We start from the raw sequence: 14,385 nt of genomic DNA, 5'->3' as shown, positions 1-14,385 counted from the left end.
CGGCAGGAATCAGGCGCAGGACACGCCCTTTGGGTGACCTTGGCTGAGAGTTCGACGCCGGGCCCCGCGTCCGGTCCGCCCCATCCGGGCTCCCGGCGCGGGCCCGTCGGGCCCGCCCGTAAACTGGGGGATCGGTTGGCCCTGGTCCGTACGGACCAGTCGGCGGGCCGGCACCCCACAAGCACGCACCCCACCCCTCGCTCCTCACTCTCACTCTTCAGGAAGTCGCCAACGTGTCGCTCACGATCGGAATCGTCGGCCTGCCGAATGTCGGCAAGTCGACCCTGTTCAACGCCCTGACCAAGAACGACGTGCTGGCGGCCAACTACCCGTTCGCCACGATCGAGCCGAACGTCGGCGTCGTCGGTGTCCCCGACGCGCGGCTGGCCGTGCTCGCGAAGATCTTCGGCTCGCAGAAGATCCTCCCGGCGACCGTCGACTTCGTCGACATCGCGGGCATCGTGCGCGGCGCTTCGGAGGGTGAGGGCCTGGGCAACAAGTTCCTGGCGACCATCCGTGAGTCCGACGCGATCTGCCAGGTTATCCGTGCCTTCAAGGACGAGAACGTCGTACACGTCGACGGCAAGGTCTCGCCCAAGGACGACATTGAGACGATCAACACCGAGCTGATCCTCGCCGACCTCCAGTCCGTCGAGAAGGCCGTCCCGCGCCTGACGAAGGAGTCGCGCCTCCAGAAGGAGAAGATCGCGGTCCTCGCCGCGGTCGACGAGGCGCAGAAGATCCTGGAGACGGGCACCACCCTCTTCGCGGCGGGCATCACGGCCGACACGGAGAAGGGCCGCCTCCTCCACGAGCTGCACCTGCTCACGACGAAGCCGTTCCTCTACGCGTTCAACGTCGACGAGGACGAGCTGGTCGACGAGGACTTCAAGAACGAGCAGCGCGCGCTGGTCGCCCCGGCCGAGGCGATCTTCCTCAACGCGAAGATCGAGTCCGAGCTCATCGAGCTCGACGACGAGGAGGCCCTCGAACTCCTCCAGTCGATGGGCCAGGAGGAGCCCGGCCTGGCCACCCTCGGCCGTGTCGGCTTCGACATCCTGGGCCTCCAGACGTACCTGACGGCAGGCCCCAAGGAGACCCGCGCCTGGACCATCAAGAAGGGCGCCACGGCCCCCGAGGCGGCTGGTGTGATCCACACCGACTTCCAGAAGGGCTTCATCAAGGCCGAGGTCATCTCCTTCGCCGACCTGGTCGAGACCGGCTCGGTCGCCGAGGCCCGCGCGAAGGGCAAGGCCCGTATGGAGGGCAAGGAGTACGTCATGCAGGACGGCGACGTGGTGGAGTTCCGCTTCAACGTGTGAGCGGGTGAAGTAACACCACGTTGGCGACCTGGTAAACATGCAGTTCAAATGGGGTCGGCTCTGCCAGGAGTCGGCCCCTCGCTGCATCCCGTACTGAGATGCCTGACGGCGACTGCTCAAGGCGTACGAGAATGCCTTGAGCAACATCAACGTGTCGGAGCGCGAGCTGATCGATCCTGATGCGGCGGATCCTGCTGCGGGTGCCGCGTGAGGCTCGTCTTCGAGGATCAGGGCTGGGAGGACTACACGTCCTGGCTCAGGAACGACCGCAGGATGCTCGCTCGGATCAACAAGCTCATCATCGTCATTCTCGCGGCTCGTTATCGCTACTGACCGCAGAGCGGTTCCGGTGGGACGGTGTGCCTGTGCAAAGCGCGGCGGCATTCTGCGGAATCGGCGCTGGAGGTCAGATGTCGTAAACGGTGGAACGGTGTCCGACGTGCACGCCCCACACGACCAGTTCCCCGTTGTCGACCGTGTAGACGACCCGGTAGTCGCCCACGCGCATTCGACGACGCTCGGGTTGGGTCGTCTGCGAGGCGGCTGAGGAGGAGGGGGCGGGTTTCCGGTGAGCCCGCCCCCTCCCGCGTTCAGCCGGCCCGGCCGGGTGTCATCTTGTCGAGGTCCAGCGTGATGTCGAACGGCACGGGTCGCTGCAGTGTGTGCCGGAAGATTCCGCCGGGCGCGTACGCTCCGGTCGGTTCGTCCAGTTCGTAGACGTGCACGACGGGGGCCCCGTCCTCGTCTTCGATGCACCAGTAGTGCGGGATGCCGGCCTCGGCGTACTTGCGCAGCTTGACCGTGCGGTCCCGGTGGGCGGACTCGGGGGAGACGACCTCGATGACGAGTTGAACGTCCTCAGGTGCGTACCAGGTGCGGTCCGGGGCGTACGAAGCTGTTGTCAGCAGGAGGTCCGGCTCGGGCCTGGTGCGTGCGTCGAGGCGGATCGTCATTTCCCGCTCGACCTCAAGGCCCTCGGGGGTCTGGGCCATCAGCGTGGTTGTCAGGGTGGTGACGAGTCGCCCGTGCCAGGATCGCTGTGGGGACACCATGAAAACGAGCGCTCCGTCGATCAGCTCGGTGTGGCGGGGTGCCTCGGGGAGGCGGTCCAGGTCCTCCGCGAACCAGCCTTCCGCGCGCGGCGGGCGCATCCAGTCGGGCAGTGCGGTCATGGCTCAACCGTAGCGATTCGGGGAGATCCGGGCCACGGGATCGTCAGCCGTGGAGCCGTGGGCAGAAGAACTCTTCGGGAAGAGTTCTTCTGGTTTGGCGACGGCGCGAGGGCGTAAGGGCCTGCGGCCGTACGGGGCCTACAGGCCTACGGCCCTGCGGGACTCGCCCGGTTACCGCCCCACCACCTCCGGCGCCGCAAGACCCGTCTTCGCCCCCGCGCCGCACAGCGGGACCACCGCGCTGCGGCCCGCCAGCGGGTGTGCGCTCACCGCTGCCCAGCACGCGACCCCCGTCGGCTCGACGAAGAGGCCGCGGGACGCCAGGTCGAGCTGGGCCGCGCGGAGTTGCTCCTCGGTCACCGTCAGGAAGGTGCCGCCCGAATCCCGTACCGCGCGCAGGATCTGCCGGGCGCGCGGCGGCTGCGGGATCGCGATGCCCTCGGCGAGGGTGGGGCGGGTGGTCTCCGCGCCGATGAGGTCGTCGGCTCCCGCGTGGAACGCCGCCGCGAGGGGTGACACCGCCTCTGCCTGTACGGCGATCAGTTCGGGGCGGCGGTCGATGAGCCCGTGGGCGTGCAGTTCGGTGATGGCGAGGGACGCGCCGAGCAGCAGTGTCCCGTTGCCGACCGGGACGACGATCGCGTCCGGGAGCCGGCCGCCGAGGTCCTCCCAGATCTCGTAGACATAGGTCTTCGTGCCGTGCAGGAAGAACGGGTTGTGGACATGGCTCGCGTAGAAGGTGCCGGGGGTGTCCGCCGCCGCGCGGGCCGCCCACGCGGTGGCCTGGCGGTCGCCGGGGACGAGCTCGATGTGCGCGCCGTGCGCCTCGATCTGCTCGACCTTCTTGGGGGAGGTGGCCTCGGGGACGTAGACCGTGCAGGGCAGTCCCGCCCGGGTGCTGTACGCGGCGACGGCCGTGCCCGCGTTGCCGCTGCTGTCGGCGATCACCCGGGACACCCGGTCGGGACCGAGGCGCCGGGCGAGCTCGACCAGGAGCACCGCGCCGCGGTCCTTGAAGGAGAGTGTCGGCATCAGGAAGTCGAGTTTGGCCGATACCGCGTCGGTGAGCGGCACGAGCGGGGTCCGGCCCTCGCCCAGTGTGACGGTGGGTGCGCCGCCGGGCAGGGGGAGCGCCTCCTCGTAGCGCCAGAGTGAATTCACTCTCCCCGCAAGGGACTTGAGGTCCACCGCGGCGCTTGTGAATTCGAGGTCCCAGGGTCCGCCGCAGGCCGGGCACTGCCAGGCGAGGGAATCGATGGAGCCCCGGGTGCCGTCCGTGGGGCAGCGGTAGGTCGTGGTGGGTGTCGTGGTCGTCATGCCGGAAGCGTATGCATCAGCCGAGCTGACGGGCCGTCATGACAGACGGTCATGACGGCAGTGTGGCGGTCGGGTTGCGGGCGTGTCGGAGCCCTTGTGGGTTTCTTGTGGATGCGCCAACCTTTCGCTGGCAGCAGGGCGCGGAGCCCGTCGCGGACACCGAGGCGATGGGTTGTCATGCCCATGCCGTACCACCCCCCACCAGCGCACCGCTATGAGGAGGACCCCTCACATGTCCGTGATGCGTATTTCCAGGCGAAGACTCGCCGCAGCCAGTGCCACCGCCGTCGCCGCCCTCGCACTCGGCGCGGTCACCGCTCTCCCGGCCACCGCCGCCGAGGGGCAGATTCTGAACGCAGGAGCTCCCGGAACGATCGCGGGCAGCTACATCGTCCTCCTTGACGAGGCGTCCGCCGACGCGGGCTCCGCGGAGGGCAAGGCGCTCGCCAAGGAGTACGGCGCCAAGATCAAGCAGACGTACAGCGCGGCCCTGAACGGCTACGCCGTCGAGCTGTCCGCGGCGCAGGCGAAGAAGTTCGCGGCCGACCCGGCCGTCGACTCGGTCGTGCAGAACCGGACCTTCACGGTCTCCGCCACCCAGCCGAACCCGCCCTCCTGGGGCCTGGACCGCATCGACCAGCGGGCCCTCCCGCTGAACCAGAGCTACACCTACCCCGACAAGGCGGGCGAGGGTGTCACCGCGTACGTCATCGACACCGGTGTGCGCATCACCCACAGCGACTTCGGCGGCCGCGCCACCTACGGCTACGACGCCATCGACAACGACAACACCGCGCAGGACGGCCACGGCCACGGCACGCACGTCGCGGGCACGGTCGGCGGCGGTGCGTACGGCGTGGCCAAGAAGGCCAAGATCGTCGGCGTCCGGGTGCTCAACAACCAGGGCTCGGGCACCACCGCGCAGGTCGTCGCCGGCATCGACTGGGTGACCCGCAACGCGGTCAAGCCCGCCGTCGCGAACATGAGCCTCGGCGGCGGCGCCGACCCGGCGCTGGACACCGCCGTACGCAACTCCATAGCCTCCGGCGTCACTTACGCGGTGGCCGCGGGCAACGAGTCGACCAACGCCAACACCAAGTCGCCCGCCCGGGTGACCGAGGCGATCACGGTCGGCGCCACCACCAACACGGACGCCAGGGCGAGCTACTCGAACTACGGCGATGTGCTCGACCTGTTCGCGCCCGGCTCGGGCATCACGTCGTCCTGGAACACCAGCGACACCGCGACGAACAGCATCTCCGGCACCTCGATGGCGTCCCCGCACGCAGCGGGCGCTGCGGCGCTGTACCTGGCAAGCAACCCCACGGCCACCCCGGCGCAGGTGTCGGCCGCGCTGGTCGCCGCCGCCACGCCCAATGTGGTGGGCAGCCCGGGCACCGGCTCGCCCAACCGTCTGCTGTACGTCGGCACCGGTGACACCCCGCCGCCCGGCAAGCGGTTCGAGAACCTCACCGACTTCACCATCAGCGACAACACGACCGTCGAGTCCCCGGTCACCGTCAGCGGCGTCACCGGAAACGCACCGGCGAGCCTGAGTGTGCCGGTCGACATCAAGCACACGTACGTCGGTGACCTCAAGGTCGACCTGATCGCCCCCGACGGCACCGCCTACACCCTCAAGGGCTACGGCACGGGCGGCAGCAGCGACAACCTGAACACGACGTACACCGTGAACGCCTCGTCGGAGGTGGCCAACGGCATCTGGAAGCTGCGGGTGAGCGACAACGCGGCGCAGGACGTCGGGAAGATCGACTCCTGGGCGTTGCAGTTCTGATCGGTCCTGATCGGTCCTGATTAGGGCTGGCCAGTGCTGAGTTGCTCGTGAGTGGTTTGTGTGTACGTGAACGAGGGGGCGACCGCCATCGGCGGTCGCCCCCTCTTCGCTTGCCATGCGCGGGGCGGTCGCCCGCCCCCGACGAGGAGCTGCGTACCTGTGGACATACCGCCGCCCATGCCCGGCCAGGCTCCCCGATGCCCCCACCGATGCCCCCACTGGCGTTCCCGCGGACGGGGGTTCGAGCAGTGGCGTCGAGTCCGCGGTCTCCTGGTCCTCGCACCGGCCGTCCGGATCCCTATACCCGCGCCAACGCCCTGCGTAAAGGCAAGTCATCACTTCGAGTGAAACTTTGGCCTTTACTTGCGGTCAACAACCCACGGTTGCCAGGCTGTTGCTGTGTGTAAACCTGATGGGAGTGGCCAGTGACATTCGGTGAGCAGCCGGCCTATCTGCGCGTCGCGGGCGATCTACGACAGAAGATCGTCGACGGTTCCCTGCCACCGCACACCCGACTTCCCTCGCAGGCACGCATCCGCGAGGAGTACGGGGTCTCCGACACCGTCGCGCTGGAGGCCCGCAAGGTCCTGATGGCGGAGGGTCTCGTCGAGGGCCGCTCGGGGTCCGGTACGTATGTGCGCGAGCAGCCCGTCCCGCGTCGCGTCTCGCGCTCCGGGCATCGCACAAAGGGGCCGTCGACGCCGTTCCGGCAGGAGCAGTCGGAGAGCGATGCGCGCGGCACCTGGGAGTCGAGCAGCGAGCAGGAAATGGCGCCGCGGCCCATCGCGGAGCGGCTCGGCGTCGAGGAGGGCGACCGGGTGATGCGCACCCGGTATGTCTTCCGGGACGCGGGGGAGTCGATGATGCTCTCGACGTCGTGGGAGCCACTGGCCGTCACGGGGCGCACCCCGGTGATGCTTCCCGAGGAAGGGCCGCTGGGCGGCTGCGGCGTCGTGGAGCGGATGGCGGCGATCGGCTTCGTCGTGGACAACGTGGTGGAGGAGGTCGGTGCGCGGCCCGGTCTCGCGGAGGAGCTGATGCAGCTCGGCGGGGTGCCGGGGCATGCGGTGCTGGTCATCGAGCGGACGTACTACGCGTCGGGCCGGGCGGTCGAGACGGCCGACGTGGTGGTCCCTGCGGACCGCTACCGGATCACTTACCACCTGCCGGTGAAGTGACCGGGGTGAAGTGACCGGGGTGAAATGACCGGTACGCGAACGCGTCGTCTGCAGTGCGGGGTGGATGCCGCATGGGGGGATGGCATGAACGAGGGGGCGTGCTCCGCGGAGCACGCCCCCTCGTTCATGGCCGGATGCGTACCTCTTTGTATAAAAGCGTATTCGCTGAGTGAAGGTCAGGCGTACGCTCGGGCATATGCGGATTGCGGTTTCCTGGGGATCGTTAGAGGTAAGTGCTCCGGCGGACGGAGGCGCACGATGAACGACAGCGGGTCCGTACTCCCATGGTTGGTGGTACGGCAGGACGACAACGGCAACCGCTACCGGGTCGGCAGGTACGCCACCAAGACCGAGGCGCAGAAGATCGCGGACAGTCTCGACGGCCGCGGACGCCAGCAGCAGCTCTACTGGGTCGAACGGGTCGGCCAGAGCGTCCAGTAGAGCTTTCGGCGGGACCGGCGGCAGCCCCCGGGAGCGTCCAGCGGGATCGCCTGCCGCCCCGGGAGCGTCGAGGGCCTCCGGCGGGACCACCGACAGTTCCCGGTCGCGCCCGGGACGTAGGCTCCGCGCATGACTGATCGTGTCGTGGTGGGCGCAGCCGTGTGCGACCGGGGGCTGCTGCTGGCCGCGCGCCGCAGTGCCCCTCCCGAGCTGGCCGGCCGCTGGGAGCTGCCGGGCGGCAAGGTGGAGCCCGGCGAGAGCCCCGAGCAGGCGCTCGTGCGCGAGCTGCGCGAAGAGCTCGGCGTCGAGGTGCGGCCGGTGGAGCGCATCCCCGGCGAGTGGCCCCTAAAGCCGGGTCTGGTCCTCCAGGTGTGGACGGCCCGCCTTGTCTCGGGCACGCCCAGGCCGCTCCAGGACCACGACGCGCTGCGCTGGCTCGCGCCGCACGAGGCTGCGGACGCGGTGGACTGGCTGGACCAGGACCGCCCCGCGGTGGCCCAAGCGGTACGCCGCCTGAGTGCTCTGTCCGGACCGGCCGCCCAGGCTTGAACCGCCCCCGTGGAGCGCCTTCGGGGCAGGTGGGGCGGGGGCGTGGGCTGTGATCCCGTGCGCCTTTTGTGCCCCAATGCTTCCATTGCCGGGATTAACTCGGACCGTATATCGGGTATGTGCTGATTAACCCCCCGAAAAAGGACGCGGGCCCCGCTGTTTGTCTGGGATCTGGGATGTGGTCGGCGTGATCGACACCGAAGGCGACTGCGCCGAGTGGACCTTCCCTGCCGAGGCCAATGCCGTACGCACCGCACGCCATGCCGTCCGTGACGCGCTGCGCACCTGGGGCCTGCTGGACGCGGTCGGCGATATGACCGTTCTGTTGGTCAGCGAACTGGTGACCAATTCTTTGCGGTACGCATCGGGCCCCATCGGTGTCCGGCTGCTGCGGTGCGACCCTGCCGGGCTTCCTCCCGTCACCGGGCCCGTCCTGTTGGTGGAAGTGTCGGATCCGCTTCCGGATCCGCCCCTCGCGCGCATCGCGGGCCCCGATGACGAGGGAGGACGCGGGATGCAGCTGGTGGCCCGCTCCGCGCGGCGGTGGGGTACACGTCACGGCAGGACGGGCAAGACGGTGTGGTTCGAGCTGGCTCTGCCTGGTTAGAAGAGTGAAGGGACAACGATCACTGCCCGGCCGCCTTTCCGGCCGAAAAGGAACGAGTCCGTGCTGTGATCGTGAACGCCGTGCCGCTTGGGCCCGTAGTGCTGAATACTGCGGGAAGGACCGGTCCGGTGCGTTGAGCTGGAGGGGACGGTCGCGTGAATGAGATATCGGCGGCGGCGGGCGAAGCCATGTGGCAGAGCAGCCCGCCCGGCTCGATCTATGACTACATCAAAGTCGCGTCCTTCTCGATCGGCCCCGACGGGCTCGTCGAGCAGTGGAGCAGAAGGGCCGAGGAGCTGTTCGGCCTGGCCGCACGCGATGTGGTGGGCAAGGATCCGGTCGAGGCGTTCATGCCTGCCGAGCTGCGCGTGCGCGGTCACCGCGAGGTCGCGGAGATCCTCGACGGCAAGGAATGGACCGGGCTGGTCCCGTTCCGTATGCCCGACAGCGGGGGTGCGCACGGGATCGCGGAAATTTATGTGATGCCGAGCGAGACGTCGAACGCCGAGCGTGCGGCGCTGTGCATCGTCGTCGACGTCCGCGCGCTGCGCCGGATCGAAACGGATCTGGCTTCTTCGCAGGCCATTTTCGGCCAATCTCCCTTCGGCTTCCTCCTGTTCGGTACGGACCTCACCGTGCAGCGGGCCAACAAGCGCTTCGCCACCGTCTTCGGCGGCGGTGCGGAGGACCACCGGGGCCGTACGGTCCACGACTACCTCTCCCCGCCCGAGGCCGTCCGGATGACAGCGGCGCTCCAACGGGTGCTGGAGACCGGCGAGTCCGTGACCGACATGCAGATCATCGGCGCCATCCCCGGCAGCACGGACCGCAGACACTGGTCGGTCAACCTCTACCGGGTGCACAGCGGCGCGGGCCGCCCCATCGGCGTCGCGGGCCTCGCCACCGACGTGACCCGCCGCCACACGGCCGCCCGTGAGGCGGCCGACGCCCGGCGCAACCTGGCCCTGCTGAACGAGGCGGGCGCCCGCATCGGGAACTCCCTCGACCTGGAGACCACCGCCCGCGAACTCCTCGACGTGGCCGTCCCCGGCTTCTGCGACCTCGCCTCCGTCGACCTCTACCAGGGCCTGGTGGCCGGCGACGAGGCCCCGCCCGGCCTGGCCGACGGCAGCGCGGAGCTGCGCCGGGTGGCCTTCGCCAGCGCCGTCTCCGACGGCCCGCTGGTCGCCCCCGGCTGCGTCGCCGAGGGCGAGGAGCCGGCGCCGACCGAGGTCGGCGTCGTCCACCGCTACCCGTTCAACTCGCCCTGCGCGGGCGCCCTGCGTACCGCCCGGGTGCAGGTGGTGCCCAGCAGGGAGGGCAGCCTGATCCAGTCCACGCTGGCCGTCCCGATGGTCGCCCACGACACGGTCGTCGGCCTGGTCCAGTTCTCCCGTACGAAGGGCAGCGAGCCCTTCGGGGAGCGCGACCGCGCACTCGCCGTCGAGCTGGCCGCCCGCGCCGCCGTCTGCATCGACAACGCACGCCTCTACCGGCGTGAGCACGAGCGGGCCCTGATCCTGCAACGCAGCCTGCTGCCGCCGGGCGACCCGGTGGCAGCAGGCCTCGACATCGCCTGCCGCTACCTGCCCGGCAATACGGCGACGGAGGTCGGCGGCGACTGGTTCGACGTCATCGAGCTGCCGGGACACCGCACGGCCCTGGTGGTCGGCGACGTGATGGGACGCGGCCTGCGCGCCGCCGTCGCCATGGGCGAACTGCGCACCGCGGTACGGACCTTGGCGCTGCTCGACCTGGAGCCCGCCGAAGTGCTCTCGGCCCTCGACGAGATCGCGCGCGGCCTGGGCACACCCAGCGGCGCCCAGCACGCCTCGCGCGCCACCCACAAGGCACGCGAGGCCGACCTGTCGGAGGTCTACCTCGCGACCTGTGTGTACGCGGTCTACGACCCGGTCACCCGCCGGTGTACGTTCGCCAACGCGGGCCACCTGCCGCCCGTCCTCGTCGAGCCCGGCGAAGAGGCGCTGCTGCTCGACGTACCGCCGGGCATGCCGCTGGGTGTCGGCGGCGAGCCGTTCGAGGAGGTCGAGGTCGAGGTGCCCGAGGGCGCGCTGCTCGCGCTCTACACGGACGGGCTCGTCGAGTCGCGGGACCATCCGCTCGACGAGGGGCTGCGGGCCTTCCGCGCGGCCCTCACCGACCCGGGCCGCCCCCTGGAGGACGTCTGCGATCACGTCCTGAACACCCTCGACACCCGGCACGGCGAGGACGACATCGCCCTGCTGATGGCCCGCATCCAGGGGCTGCCCGCCGAGGCGGTGGGCGACTGGCAGCTGCCGCGGGAGCCGCGTTCGGTGGGCCGGGCGCGCGAGTTGGCGCGGGCGCAGCTGGTCACCTGGCACCTCGAAGACCTGGTGGACACCTGCGAACTCCTGGTCAGCGAGCTGGTCACCAACGCCCTGCGGTACGGCGAGGGCGAGATCAGGCTCCGGCTGCTGCGCGACCGTACGCTCGTCTGCGAGGTGTGGGACGGCGGTCTGGTCCAGCCACGCCGGCGGCGCGCGCGCGTCACCGACGAGGGCGGGCGCGGGCTGCAGCTGGTCGGGCTGCTCAGCGCGGCCTGGGGCTCGCGGCGGACACCGCGCGGCAAGACGGTCTGGTTCGAACTCGCCCTGCCGAACGGGCGGCCGAAGGGTGAGCCGAGCGTGGAGCAGCTGCTGAGCATGTACTAAGCCCCCAGGGGGCTTCACCTGCCCTTCAGCGCGGCCAGCCTCGCCTCGATCTCCGCGCCGTCGCCGAGGCTGTCCAACTGCTCGAACTGGGCATCCAGGGACGAGGCGGCCAGCTCCTGCTTGCCCATCGCCCTGGCCTCCTCGCGGCGCACCTTGTCCTCGAAACGGCCCAGCTCGCTCGTCGGGTCGAGCACGTTGATGTTCTTGACCGCGTCCATCATCTGGTTCTGCGCCTGGGCGGACTTCGCGCGGGCCACCAGCTCGTCGCGCTTGGCCGCCAGCTCGCCGAGCTTGGTCCGCATCTGGTCGAGACCGGACTTGAGCCGGTCGACGACCTCCGTCTGCGAGGCGATGGTCGGCTCCGCCGTCTTCGCCTCCTTCTCTGACTGCAACTGCCGCTGGAGCGCCACCTTGGCGAGATTGTCGAAGGTGTCCGCCTCCGCCGCCGAACCGGTGGTGCGCAGCGCGTCGGCCTTCTTGCTGGCGGCGAGCGCCTTGCCGCCCCACTCGGCCGCCGCTTCCATGTCCTCGCGGTGGTCCTGCTCCAGGAGCCGCAGATTGCCGATGGTCGACGAGACGGCCTCCTCGGCCTCCGCGATGTTGTTGGTGTAGTCGCGGATCAGCTGGTCCAGCATCTTCTGCGGGTCTTCGGCCTGGTCGATGAGGGCGTTGATGTTGGCCTTCGCCAGCTGGGTCACGCGGCCGAGGATGGTCTGCTTCGACATGGGACGACTCCTTGCGGGTGGGTGGTGTGTACGGGGCGAATGGGCGCTTTACGGGCTATGGGTGCGGGCACTGATACGGGCACTGACTCGGGTATGGGTGCGGGCACTGACTCGGGTGGGTGCGGGCACTGACTCGGGCACTGGTACGGGTCAGAACCGGCTCCCGCCGCCCCTTCGGCCGCGCGTGCCCCCGCCGCCGAAGCTGCCGGGCCCGCCGCCCTGGCCGAAGCCGCCGCCGAAGCTGCCTCCGCCCCGGCCGCCTCCGCCGCCGCCCAGGATTCCGCCGAGGATGATCCCGCCGAGCACCGCGCCGTTCAGGCCGCCGCCCCCGCCGCCGCGTCCGCGGCCCCCGCCGTAGGGGTCGTCGTACCCCCGTACGTCCTGTTCCGCGAGGCTCTGCGCCTGCCGGGCCAGCGCGTCCGCCTGCTGGGCCTCCGCGAGCGCGGCCTGCGCGTCCGGGGACGCGGCGGACTGTTCGAGGTGGCGCTGGGCCTCCGCCAGGCGGGTACGGGCCTGGCTGCCCACCGCTCCGCGGTGCGTGGTGATGTAGTCGGCGGCGGCTCCGACGGAGGCGCGGGCGCCGAGCGTGGCCTGGTCGAGCAGGGCGCGGGCGCGCTGCCCGGCGGACTCGCGCTCCCGCGCGCCCGCCAGCGCCTCGTCCAGCGCGCCGTCGGCCTCCTCCACCCGGCGCAGCGCGTCGATGGGGTCGTACCTGCCGGACTGTTCTTCCTGCCGTACGTCGGCGACGACGGCCTCCGCGCGGGCGATACGCCCCTGGAGGTCGGCCGTGGAGCTGCCCTTGCTGCTGCCCTGGAGGAGGCCGCGCGCATCGGCGAGGTCGGTCTCCGTCTCGGTGAGGGCGCCGGGCAGCTTGCCCGCGGCCTCGGCGAGTTCCCGGGCGCGGCGGTCCACGGCGTCGATGAGGGTGGCCGCCTGCCCGACGGCGCCCTCGGCGGCCCGGACGAAGACGGCCGCCCGGCCCGTGTCGCCCGCTTCGAGCGCCTGTTTGGCCTCGTCGAGGGTGCCGGTCACGAAGACGAGCCGGTCCTTGGCCTGTTCGGCGTGACCGGCGATGGGCGCGGCGGCGGAGTCCGCGTACCGCGTCCGCATCGCGGTCAGTGTGGCTTCCGCGATGCCCGTGCGCCCGGTGAGTTCGCGGAAGGACTCCTCGGTGGCGGCCAGTGCGGCGGGGGCGTTCTTCTCCAGGTCGCGCAGTTGGTCGAAGGCGTCGGACTCGGCGTCGAGGCGCCGGTTGGCCTCCGAGCAACGGGCGATGATCTCGTCGAGCATGTGCCGGCGGGTCTCGTCGTCCTCGGGGTGGGCGTCGTCGAGCTGCTGGCGCAGCCGGAAGGCGGCGGTCAGTTCACCCTTGGAGTATGTGAGGGCCTCGGCGAAGGGCCGCGCGGCCTCCTCGCCGAACTGGGCCGAGGCGAAGCCCAGTTCCTCCTCGCTGGTGCGTACGGCGTCATCCGTGTCGACGAGGGTCTGCTTGGCCCGGGAATCGAGCTCGGGCAACGGCGTCGGCGCCGACGCCGCGGGAGCCCAGCCGCCACCGGGTGTCGTGCCGGTCGTGGCCCCGGTCATGGAGCGCCGCTTGCGGCGGCTGTACGCGTACGCCGCCAGCGCACAGGCGCCGCCGACCGCGATGATCGGAACCGCCAGATCCGCGGCGCTGTTCTCGCCACCGCTGTCACCGCCACCACCGCCGGGGTCGGTCTCGCCGGGGGTGATGGCGGGCGCGGGGACGGGATCACCGGCGAGTACCGCGTCGTACCCGTCGGCGGCGCCGATCGCCGCGCCCGCCCAGTCGTTCTCCTTGAGCGCGGGCTCCACGGCCGTCCTGGCGACGTCGGCGAGCTGGGCGTCGGTGAGGCGCGAGTCCTGGTCGACGGAGTAGGCGTACTGCCGGTCGTGGGTGGCGACGGCGAGCAGGACATCGTCGCGGCCCAGGCCGCTGCGCCCGGCGGTGCTGTCGGCCCAGCTCTGCGCGGACTGCCCGGAGAAGTCACGGACGTACGCGACGAAGAGCTGAAGGCGGCGGTCGTCGTAGAGCCGGTCCAGGGCGCGCACGGTGTCGTTCCTACGGTCGCCCAGCGCGTCCACCTTGTCGGTGATCTGGCCCTCGCGCGACAGGACAACGGGGTCCTCGGCGCGGGCGCCCCGGTCGGCGGGCACCGCGAACCACCCCGCCGCCAGGACGGACACGGCAAGGAAGGTCCCGGTTCGGCTCAGCAGCGGCGTCACGTTTGCGAGGCTATGTCCGCACTCCCTGCCCCGCGACCGGAACCGATCACCGGCGTCGGCGCGTCCGTCCCCACGATGTCGTCAAGCATCGGACGGTTGTACGAACGAAGCCCGTCCGGCGCGCATCGACCGAACGGGCGGTTACGTCGCCCAGCAGACCTCCCTCGCCCTGGAGGTCACGCCCGAGGGGACGGACCTCCTGATGGGGCTGCCGTTCTTCCACGAGGACGACCTCAGCCACCACGAGAACGCCGGTTCGGGGTGGCGCTGTACGTCGACTTCGCGGCGACGGAGGGCGACTGGGCGGCGTACCGGGCGGGCTGGGGCGGGAGGCCCGCACCG

11 protein-coding genes and 4 pseudogenes are annotated in these 14,385 nt (G+C 70.5%); 10 read left to right on the top strand and 5 right to left on the bottom strand.

Annotated elements, in window-relative coordinates; genetic code table 11:
- Positions 1-233 precede the first annotated feature (233 nt).
- The 3 genes and pseudogenes from ychF to ABCR94_RS11055 form a co-directional block, all read left to right on the top strand.
- On the top strand, positions 234-1,322 hold the full coding sequence (gene ychF, locus ABCR94_RS11065) for a redox-regulated ATPase YchF (protein ID WP_347119033.1): 1,089 nt from the start codon (positions 234-236) through the stop codon (positions 1,320-1,322).
- Positions 1,323-1,428: 106 nt separating this feature from the next.
- Positions 1,429-1,533: pseudogene (locus ABCR94_RS11060) on the top strand (type II toxin-antitoxin system prevent-host-death family antitoxin); the annotation flags it as partial.
- Positions 1,530-1,622: pseudogene (locus tag ABCR94_RS11055) on the top strand (type II toxin-antitoxin system YoeB family toxin); the annotation flags it as partial. The pseudogenes ABCR94_RS11060 and ABCR94_RS11055, both read left to right, overlap by 4 nt.
- A gap of 106 nt (positions 1,623-1,728) precedes the next feature.
- Here ABCR94_RS11055 and ABCR94_RS11050 read toward each other — a convergent pair.
- From ABCR94_RS11050 to ABCR94_RS11040, 3 genes and pseudogenes are all read right to left on the bottom strand, one after another.
- Positions 1,729-1,902 (bottom strand): annotated as a pseudogene (locus ABCR94_RS11050) (type II toxin-antitoxin system RelE family toxin); the annotation flags it as partial.
- Positions 1,903-1,912: 10 nt separating this feature from the next.
- A complete protein-coding gene (locus tag ABCR94_RS11045; RefSeq protein ID WP_347119032.1) occupies positions 1,913-2,494 on the bottom strand; it encodes a Uma2 family endonuclease in 582 nt (193 codons plus the stop codon).
- Between the two features lie 171 nt (positions 2,495-2,665).
- Positions 2,666-3,811 carry a threonine synthase gene (locus ABCR94_RS11040; RefSeq protein ID WP_347119031.1) on the bottom strand — a complete coding sequence of 382 codons (1,146 nt, stop codon included), beginning with the start codon at positions 3,809-3,811 and terminating at the stop codon, positions 2,666-2,668.
- Between the two features lie 232 nt (positions 3,812-4,043).
- On the opposite strand from ABCR94_RS11040, the gene ABCR94_RS11035 reads away from it, so the two are divergent.
- From ABCR94_RS11035 to ABCR94_RS11010, 6 genes are all read left to right on the top strand, one after another.
- Entirely contained in the window at positions 4,044-5,606 is a 1,563-nt protein-coding gene (locus ABCR94_RS11035) for a S8 family peptidase (protein ID WP_347119030.1), read from the top strand.
- Positions 5,607-6,031: 425 nt separating this feature from the next.
- A complete protein-coding gene (locus ABCR94_RS11030) occupies positions 6,032-6,784 on the top strand; it encodes a GntR family transcriptional regulator (protein ID WP_347119029.1) in 753 nt (250 codons plus the stop codon).
- Between the two features lie 258 nt (positions 6,785-7,042).
- Complete coding sequence (locus tag ABCR94_RS11025) at positions 7,043-7,225, top strand: SPOR domain-containing protein (protein WP_347119028.1); 183 nt, start codon at positions 7,043-7,045, stop codon at positions 7,223-7,225.
- A gap of 129 nt (positions 7,226-7,354) precedes the next feature.
- Positions 7,355-7,774, top strand: coding sequence for a (deoxy)nucleoside triphosphate pyrophosphohydrolase (locus ABCR94_RS11020; RefSeq protein WP_347119027.1), 420 nt, complete (start codon positions 7,355-7,357; stop codon positions 7,772-7,774).
- A 178-nt stretch (positions 7,775-7,952) separates the two neighbouring features.
- On the top strand, positions 7,953-8,381 hold the full coding sequence (locus ABCR94_RS11015; protein ID WP_347119150.1) for an ATP-binding protein: 429 nt from the start codon (positions 7,953-7,955) through the stop codon (positions 8,379-8,381).
- A gap of 188 nt (positions 8,382-8,569) precedes the next feature.
- Entirely contained in the window at positions 8,570-11,074 is a 2,505-nt protein-coding gene (locus ABCR94_RS11010) for a SpoIIE family protein phosphatase (RefSeq protein WP_347119149.1), read from the top strand.
- 14 nt (positions 11,075-11,088) lie between these two features.
- Here ABCR94_RS11010 and ABCR94_RS11005 read toward each other — a convergent pair whose 3' ends face one another.
- Both ABCR94_RS11005 and ABCR94_RS11000 read right to left on the bottom strand, forming a co-directional pair.
- Positions 11,089-11,799: a PspA/IM30 family protein gene (locus tag ABCR94_RS11005; protein WP_347119026.1), complete on the bottom strand. Its 711-nt coding sequence runs from the start codon at positions 11,797-11,799 to the stop codon at positions 11,089-11,091.
- A gap of 150 nt (positions 11,800-11,949) precedes the next feature.
- Positions 11,950-14,031 carry a TPM domain-containing protein gene (locus ABCR94_RS11000; RefSeq protein WP_521976748.1) on the bottom strand — a complete coding sequence of 694 codons (2,082 nt, stop codon included), beginning with the start codon at positions 14,029-14,031 and terminating at the stop codon, positions 11,950-11,952.
- A gap of 148 nt (positions 14,032-14,179) precedes the next feature.
- Here ABCR94_RS11000 and ABCR94_RS10995 point away from each other — a divergent pair.
- Positions 14,180-14,370 (top strand): annotated as a pseudogene (locus tag ABCR94_RS10995) (hypothetical protein); the annotation flags it as partial.
- Positions 14,371-14,385: the final 15 nt, after the last annotated feature.

This window comes from Streptomyces changchenzhani, assembly GCF_039766235.1.
Taxonomy (GTDB): Bacteria; Actinomycetota; Actinomycetes; order Streptomycetales; family Streptomycetaceae; genus Streptomyces.
The sequence above is the reverse complement of the archived record's forward strand: the minus strand, read 5'-3'. Positions and strand labels throughout refer to the sequence as shown.